The sequence below is a fragment of the Moorena sp. SIO1F2 genome (assembly GCF_010672755.1).
Taxonomy (GTDB): domain Bacteria; phylum Cyanobacteriota; class Cyanobacteriia; order Cyanobacteriales; family Coleofasciculaceae; genus Moorena.
Genome location: NZ_JAAHFV010000310.1, coordinates 1 through 7647, shown reverse-complemented (window position 1 = coordinate 7647; position 7647 = coordinate 1). Strand labels below are relative to the sequence as shown.

At 43.8% G+C, this 7647-nt stretch carries 8 protein-coding genes; 5 read left to right on the top strand and 3 right to left on the bottom strand.

Annotation, left to right across the window (positions count from 1 at the left end; genetic code table 11):
- Window positions 1–375: SAM-dependent methyltransferase (locus tag F6J94_RS26395; RefSeq protein ID WP_293045628.1), on the top strand; the 375-nt coding region annotated here is incomplete at its 5' end.
- A gap of 54 nt (window positions 376–429) precedes the next feature.
- Window positions 430–624 (top strand): hypothetical protein, encoded by a 195-nt coding sequence (locus tag F6J94_RS26390; protein ID WP_293025044.1) that lies wholly within the window; start codon window positions 430–432, stop codon window positions 622–624.
- A gap of 149 nt (window positions 625–773) precedes the next feature.
- On the opposite strand, the gene F6J94_RS26385 is transcribed toward F6J94_RS26390, so the two are convergent.
- On the bottom strand, window positions 774–1598 hold the full coding sequence (locus F6J94_RS26385; protein WP_293045625.1) for an SDR family oxidoreductase: 825 nt from the start codon (window positions 1596–1598) through the stop codon (window positions 774–776).
- A gap of 844 nt (window positions 1599–2442) precedes the next feature.
- On the opposite strand from F6J94_RS26385, the gene F6J94_RS26380 reads away from it, so the two are divergent.
- Window positions 2443–2790: a hypothetical protein gene (locus F6J94_RS26380; RefSeq protein WP_293025011.1), complete on the top strand. Its 348-nt coding sequence runs from the start codon at window positions 2443–2445 to the stop codon at window positions 2788–2790.
- Window positions 2791–3037: 247 nt separating this feature from the next.
- Here the strand turns inward: F6J94_RS26380 and F6J94_RS26375 are convergent, their stop codons facing one another.
- Together F6J94_RS26375 and F6J94_RS26370 are read right to left on the bottom strand one after the other, a co-directional pair.
- A complete protein-coding gene (locus F6J94_RS26375) occupies window positions 3038–4576 on the bottom strand; it encodes a DUF3084 domain-containing protein (protein WP_293045623.1) in 1539 nt (512 codons plus the stop codon).
- 722 nt (window positions 4577–5298) lie between these two features.
- A complete protein-coding gene (locus tag F6J94_RS26370) occupies window positions 5299–5817 on the bottom strand; it encodes a GUN4 domain-containing protein (protein WP_293045621.1) in 519 nt (172 codons plus the stop codon).
- A gap of 728 nt (window positions 5818–6545) precedes the next feature.
- Here F6J94_RS26370 and fraC point away from each other — a divergent pair.
- Both fraC and F6J94_RS26360 read left to right on the top strand, forming a co-directional pair.
- Window positions 6546–7106 (top strand): filament integrity protein FraC, encoded by a 561-nt coding sequence (fraC, locus tag F6J94_RS26365; RefSeq protein WP_293025017.1) that lies wholly within the window; start codon window positions 6546–6548, stop codon window positions 7104–7106.
- An 8-nt stretch (window positions 7107–7114) separates the two neighbouring features.
- On the top strand, window positions 7115–7510 hold the full coding sequence (locus F6J94_RS26360; RefSeq protein ID WP_293045619.1) for a DUF5357 family protein: 396 nt from the start codon (window positions 7115–7117) through the stop codon (window positions 7508–7510).
- The last annotated feature ends 137 nt before the right edge of the window (window positions 7511–7647 follow it).

Genomic DNA, 7647 nt, shown 5'->3' with positions numbered 1-7647 from the left:
CGCCACCGGCACCATAATAACCCCTATAGTTATATCGGCGAACAAGACATTACTGCTCATGTGGATTTTACTGCCTTAGAGCGACAAGGAGACTTATGTGGTTTGGGTAAGGTAGGTTTCACCAAGCAAGGGTTGTTTCTAATGGCATTGGGATTAGGCGATCGCATAGCTGCCCTTTCTGATCCTAGAGAAAGGGGAAATGCGAAAGCAACAGCACAGGATGTGATCAAAATTATGCAGCGTCGCCAACGGTTACACCAGTTGATCGATCCCACCGGATTGGGTGGCTTTGGGGTTTTAATTCAAAGTAAGGGGTTAACCCCATCAGCAGAAGGGGTGGCGCTTAAGGGGTTGACCGTACCACCGATCAGCTAATAGGGCTGGGCGCGGGGAATAGGGAAAGAGAGGAGAGTGTGGGGAGATGGGGAGATGGGGAGATGGGGAAATGGGGAGATGGGGAGATGGGGAAATGGGGAGATGGGGAGATTTTTATTAAGGGTAATTATCGGTTCTTGTAGTAATAAGGTAAACAATATTTTTTCCCAATTCCCTACTCCCTACTCCCTACTCCCTACTCCCTACTCCCTACTCCCTACTCCCTACTCCCTACTCCCTACTCCCTAAAATTCAAAATCCTATTTATCACAAAAAATTCACACTTGTTTTAGATAGTGTATTTGTTGAATCTTGGCTAGAGGCGATTCATGCACCAATCGCCTCGTTCCTTATATTTAGGCTAATTTTCAGTAAACTCATTCCACCGAGTAATCAGATTAGAAAATTTTTTCTGGATGAATAAACTGGTAACCTGCATCAATTATTTTTTTATTTGACACTCGGGCATTGTAAGGTCGGGCTTTAGTAACGGATGAATCCCAGGATACGGGGGGTAAGTTGTGCTGTTTAAATACTTTTTCAAGCAAGTCTTGATAAGTCAGTATTTGGTCATCTACTAGGTTATAAATCCCTTGAAGTTGGTGAGAACGGACAAATTCTATTGCACCAACTATGTCATCTAGATGAATCCAATTGGTGACTTCTTGACCCGAACCCTCACGAGTAGTACCTGCGAATCGACCAAATATTTTGAGTAGTTCCCGCTTCGGACCATAAATTCCTCCCAGACGCAGGATACAAACCTTCAGATTAGGATTGGATGCTGATAGTAATACCTGCTCAGTTTCTGCCAGAATTTCATAATTGGGACTAGGGGGAGCAATCGGTGATGTTTCGTCTACCCAGCCTCCCTGTCGATCACCGTAGACAGCATAGCTTCCCGTGTAAATTAGCTGTCGTACCGTAGGAGTGGTTTTGAGCACAGAAACTAAGGTTTGGGCTGTGTCTAAGTAGGCTTCTTGATAGACCTTGCCATTGGCAGCACCCACAGACAAAAGAATAATCTCCTGGTTTTTCACTACCGATTCGAGACCAATAGGGTCGTTTCCTTTAACCACAACCACTCGGTCAGCAATTGTTTCTAGTTCTGGGACACGCTCAGGGGTAGTAGTGGTTACTGTAGTGAATAACCCTAACTGTTGATGCCAAAGGTGAGCAACGGCACTACCCACGTATCCACAACCAATGATTGCTACATTCATCGCTCGTATGTTTTAAAATTCGATTATTATAAAAAATATTACCTTCGCGCAAGCTTTACCCGGGTGTATCTCAATGCATGAAATTAGGCAAAAATTCCGGCGAAAATTCCCGCGCCCGGGCCCCACACTCCCCGCGCCCGGGCCCCACACTCCCCGCGCCCGGGCCCCACACTCCCCACACTCCGCACACTCGCGATCTTTTTTACAAATATGAGATGCACCCTACCCCTTGGGTCTTTCCTTGAAAACCCCGTCTTTTTCAAGGGGGGATGAAACGTGAGCGTGTGGGGCGGTTTTAACCGCCGTGGATAGTTTTATTGACATCTGGGACTAATTGCGTTAAAATAATCCTGGATTACAGTAAAGTTTTAACAAGAGTAGGAAAGAAAAATTTAGCAAGTAACAAAAGTTAAAAAAAAAATAAGTTAATAAACTAATAAAGTAATAAACCAACAAATTAAACCAATAATTTCAAACAATAATTTAAAAATAAGTTAAAAAAAACAATAAGTTATTGCCCAAATCCTTCGTCCGTAGAGTAAAGTAAAAAGTATCGCCAGAGATAGGGTACTACGTAATCCTTGCCTAACAATTTGGTCACCTAGGTCGGCTTAGAAGCAAATAACTAGTTAGCTATCAAAAGCCGTTTTGAGAAACAAGTTACAGCAGGGAATGCGGAAAACTGGGTCAATAAGACCTAAAACCCTTCGGTAGATTTGCCCTCTAGCTTGGTTGGTATAAACCCGTCAGGTTATGGCGAGTCTATCAACCTAGAATCTCCGTCCGTTTAGAGCGGAAAATGTCAAGATAGAAAAGTTTAGCTATCAGCAAGCCCCAGGTCTATATGGCTCGCTACAATCGTTCCATTAAAATCACTATTTCCCTTGATCGTCTTCTACCGTTACTGATTGAGGTTCTAAAATCCTGCCATTTTGAGATTCTCTACGAGAGTGATGACTATATAATGGCAAGAGAGAGTCCGGATAATATATCCTTTACCAAGCTGGTTACAGTGGACGTATTGATTGACAAATCGAAAGCCACTGAGCAACAAGTGCCCATAAATTTTGTGGTCAAAAATGAAGAGTTACCTCTACAGGTTAATAACCATTGTCGGCAAATGTTTGAGCTACTTCAAGAGGCAGTTAATAACAATCCCGATTGGCAAATTGTGGAGGAGCTAGCTAGTTAACAAGTAAGCAATCAGCAATCAGCAATTAGCAATCAGCAATTAGCAATCAGCAATCAGCAATCAGCAATCAGCAATCAGCAATCAGCTATCAGCTATCAGCAATCAGCTATCAGCTATCAGCTATCAGCAATCAGCTATCAGCTATTGAATAGCTTTTGAATAAAAGAGGTTTATTTTAAGCACCTCAAGTAGCCTGGCCATTCCCGTAGCGTGGCCAACGGCTGACCGCTGACCGCTGACCACCTAGCTAGTTAACAATAGTTTTAAAAACATCTTCTCCATTGTAGCTCGCTACCAGCTGCATTTTTAAAGGACCAGCTGTGTAGGCAGTTTCTTGGGCAATAGCTTTGACATTAAGGGGTTGACTATACTGCTCCAGCTGCTCAATAAAGTTGGTTAGGGTGGTCAGCCGACCATCTCCGACTTGGATATCACCCAAAATCCCAGCGCGACGAGCACGGAACTCAGAGGCGGCCAACAACTGATCGAGCCGCTTGCGAATTTGCTCATTGGTCATAGTTGAGGGATTAGTCGAGATGGTAGCAAGCACATCACCCCCCTTAAAGACAACCTGATTGAGGGCTGCATCTGCAAATACTTGTATTGGTTTTTCCCCCTCAACGTAGTTACCCGCTGAGAGAATTCGCACCACGTAGTCTCTACCATCTTTAATCTGCTGGATTAACTGATCTACTTGTGCTTGAGTAATTTGCACCAGTGGCTCTTGGGAATTACTGCTACTAGCACGGGTAATGTCTACGGCTGTCTTATTGGCTTGGCTCAACAGTTGATCAACGGCTTGATTTACAGCTGTTGGATCGACAATTCGTACTACTCCAGAGGTGAGTACCTGACCACGAAATAAAGCAACATTTCCCTGACGCAGTACTCGATAATTCTGATAGTACTGTTCTAGAATTGCTAGTTCCCGTTTTAAAAAAGCCAGTTGTTTTTCTTGTGATTCAAGTTGTTGATTACGTTCAGCCAGTTGACTCTCCTTTTGTTTAAGTTGTTGTTCAAGTTCTTTAAGTTCTTGTTCGAGTTCTTTTAGGAAAGTTTCACGCTGAGCAATGACTTGATCTCGTTCAGCAATTTTCTGGTCAAATTGTTTTATAGCTTGGTCTTTCTCAGCCAGATCCTGCTCCCGATCCTGGATCGTTTGGTCTTGTTTGAGGATAGCTTGGTCTCGCTCTTGGATAGCTTGGTCTCGCTCCAGCATTTCCTGATCCCGTTTCTTCACCAATTCTTTTAATTGAGTGATTTGGCTTTGGAGTTGGGTAATTTGTTCATTGAGTTGATTCCGCTGTTGGATTAGCAGCTGACGTTCCCTTAGGAGTGATTTAATTTCAGTACGCAGCACCCCAACCTGAGCAGAGACATCTTTCAGTTGATTTTGAGCCTGTTGGAAATTTCGATTGGTTTCATCCAAACGCTTCTGAACCTCTATTTGCTCTGCTCTGGCGTCCTCTAACTGCCGCTCTACTCGATCTTTCTCATCCTCTAATTGGCTGACCTCCCGGCGAGCACTTCTAAGTTTTTTGAGGATATTATCAAGCTCAAAAATCCCATCCCGTAGAGACTCACTGGTGGCAAACAAAATCCCCAAGGTCGAGGCGGAAATTAAGCCACCGGTGATAATTGTTACTACCGTGGCAGTAGTACGGGGACGTAGATTAAATAAACTCAGCCGTGCTTTTCCTACTCGTGTACCCATGCGATCGCCTAAGGTAGCGAGTAACCCCCCCAACACCAAAATTGAGGCAATCAGGATATAAGCGCTGGTCATCTAAAGCCTCACGGGACAGTGGAAACTACTATTATTTATGTTATTTATGTTATTTATGTGGTTATTTATCTGGTGAAGGAAACGCGAGGAGGCGATTTTAACTGTTGTCAAAGTACTACAATAATAGTTATACAAAAAAAAACATTCGGTTGGCTGGGACTCCCAGTAGTGGGAGCTTCCACTGAAAAGACAATCAATCGCAATGATTGATTGGCTACAGCCACGTAGTCTAGTTTTAGCCCCTACAAGCAAAGGCTTTAAGGCTAGTGAATTAAACCACATACTTAACCTCAACCCCCACCACCGTGAGAGAGTAGCGGTAATTGGCACTGCCTGATGGACTGCAAGCTTATTGGTGTTACGGCAGGTTAAGTTGATGTGATTGTTTCGAGCAATGGCTAACATTTGTTAGTTGACTCCTCAGAATCTGCGCCTATGGAAGAGCGCAGAGTTTCAATACTCCATTGTTGTCTATCCAGATACAGCCTATCTCATAGGTTTAGAGAATTATGTTTTTTTATGGTAAACGCTCCAAAAGATTTATCGACTTCCAGCACCAGCAGTAGGGCGTGGGGAGTAACCCATACACTAACAAATCATCCCTAGTTTGTACAAAGGGCGCTCTAAACAATAGACCTGGGAGTTTTGAGTTCTAAAACTAAAAAAATGTGATTTTTATTTAAAATTTTTGTTGAAAGAATTATTTCCTTGGGCTGTAACGCTTATATGCTAGACTCTACAAGTCTTTGCATAAATGAAGTATACCACGCCTCACACCCTACCCGAGATAACCACACGATACCGGATACAGACCGATGATTACTCCAGATGAATGCCATACAGACGGGTAGGTGTCCCATCTGGGCATCTAGATTCCATTTGATTTTACTATAGGCTATCCACTCTCCCCTCACTCTCCAACCGATGCGTTCACCTAGCCTGACGCAGTCTCCTCCAGCCTCTTGATAAATGGATTGTTGAACACTAAGCCCAAAGTGTCCTTGGCTGTATCTTACCCAAAGCTGGTCAATGGTCAGCAGGTCAGCACAGGGAAATGTTTTGAGCGACTCTACATCTAGCCATTTTTCAGCTTCTCGACCTGCTGCTTCCAGGAGTACCCTGGCTGTCTCTAAGTCGGCTTCTTTCCACTTTCCTGCTGCTAGTACGTCTCGCAGTTTAGTGTAGTCTACTCCTTTTTCAGAACGCAGTTTGAGTTCAGGTTCATAGTGATGTCGTGTCATAGGTTTGCGCCATGGTGATGGGAGTTGATCAGCAAAGATACAGTAAAGATAAAGTTTTGGCTTGTCTGTCAGGTGTGGGGTACATCCATCAACCATAGCATTGCCCTAATAGTCAACTACCAGACACTGACCGCAAAGCCATACAGCAATAATCGAGAAATTCTAGGTATTAGGCTAATCGTATTAGGTATGAGCTACAACAGGGGCACTTGAGCACCTCCGTCCTAAGAGAGCTAGACAACTTTCAACAGAACCCTCCCTAGAGTCTAAACCCTAGAGCCTAAACCCTAAATTCTGTTCGCGAAGGGTGACCGCAGGTCAAACAGGTATCTAAGAGACAAAATATGTAACAAAATGCGTTCCCGTAGCGTGGCCTACGGCCAATCGCATCTTTACAGATGTTCCTAGTCGTGCTTCAATGTATAGCCTGTGGTTATGGATTTTAACAGGAAACCCGCAAAAAAAGGCTTAGGGGTAACACCCCTCATTCAAATTAACTACCAGTATCGGAAAATTACTGGTAGTCTAATTTAATGAACATTAGACCTGCTCCCGTTTAGTTGCTCCATTTCTGTTGAAGGTTGACACACAATAATCAACTGTAAAGTGTCAACATAAGGTGTCAACATAAGGTGTCAACAAAACCAAGTTTCACCGAATCGTGCAGGTAAAATGTGGCTCAAACGGGTTTTTAATGCAAATTATTACGTTGGAGCAAACCGAAAATTATGGCACCTGTATGGCCTCTACAGACGGTCGTGTTTCAAACTCTCTTCCTGCTGGTGGTAATTGCGGTGGAAGGGATAGTCCTGCAACGAGGGCTAAAACTCAACCGCAAAACCAGCATGCAGCAAGCTACATCGATTAATCTACTTTCCACTATTGTAGGTTGGTGGTGTTTTTTTGCCCTTCACGACCAACTCCCTACGGAATTTCAAGGCCAGATGATTAGTTATATCTTTTTCGATCACTTTTCAGAGGATAAGCCTGACAATTTTTATACTCTTATCGCTATGAGTGTGATCACAATTTTCTTTCTTTCCTTTATTATTAAGCTGGCAGGGCTGAGGTTACTCAAAATCTTTTTAGAACTAGCTGAAGATCAGGCAACTGCTTCCACATCAGCTTCCGACGAGGAAAAGTCATTATCCTTGAGGCGCTCTGGTAAGAGAGGATCGGGTGGGGAAAATCGAGCTATGGTCGTCCTCATTGCTAATTCCTGTAGCTATAGCGCTATTTTACTGCTTTTGTTTCTGCGTTTCCTTTATGTCAACCCCATTAGTGGATAACTAGCGTCGTGAAATTTTTCACATCCCTATTCGAATTTGTCATTGGCTTAGCGGTGGTAGACTCGCTGGTAAAGGTACTGAAACCTCCCAAGGCATTTTCCTGGCAGGCTCTAATGTGGCTAACTGTGTTTTCCTATGTAATGGCAGGGTTAGCCACGGGATTTGTACAACGGCTGATAGCAAGCTGTGGTGGTATTTTCTTTATTTTATTTGTCTACTGGGTAACGGCAGCGGCGGCTAAGCTAAGAATTGCCAAGAAGAACAAAGACGCCAAGACAGGCTTGCCCCTGGGTCCCTGGATTACTGGCGCACTAACTAGTATTTACCTATTCGGCATCAATTTAAACGTTGGAGAATACCAGCTCGTAATTGACGGTATCAGTACCTATTTATTGGGCATTTGAATGATTTTGCTCTGAGCGGGGCAGTCCGCGCACAAGGTCAACCTTTTCCCACTCTTCACAGCCGTTGGCTCGGGTTACACCTGCCACACAGCTCAGCATGCTAATCACCCCAGAGTTGGTGTCTAGCCCATAATCTT

Excerpts from the sequence above, each read along its gene's own strand:
- F6J94_RS26385 (WP_293045625.1), bottom strand. The coding sequence starts at position 1,598 with ATGAATGTAGCAATCATTGGTTGTGGATACGTGGGTAGTGCCGTTGCT.
- fraC (WP_293025017.1), top strand. The coding sequence starts at position 6,546 with ATGGCACCTGTATGGCCTCTACAGACGGTCGTGTTTCAAACTCTCTTC.
- F6J94_RS26390 (WP_293025044.1), top strand. The coding sequence starts at position 430 with ATGGGGAGATGGGGAAATGGGGAGATGGGGAGATGGGGAAATGGGGAG.
- F6J94_RS26375 (WP_293045623.1), bottom strand. The coding sequence starts at position 4,576 with ATGACCAGCGCTTATATCCTGATTGCCTCAATTTTGGTGTTGGGGGGG.
- F6J94_RS26370 (WP_293045621.1), bottom strand. The coding sequence starts at position 5,817 with ATGACACGACATCACTATGAACCTGAACTCAAACTGCGTTCTGAAAAA.
- F6J94_RS26380 (WP_293025011.1), top strand. The coding sequence starts at position 2,443 with ATGGCTCGCTACAATCGTTCCATTAAAATCACTATTTCCCTTGATCGT.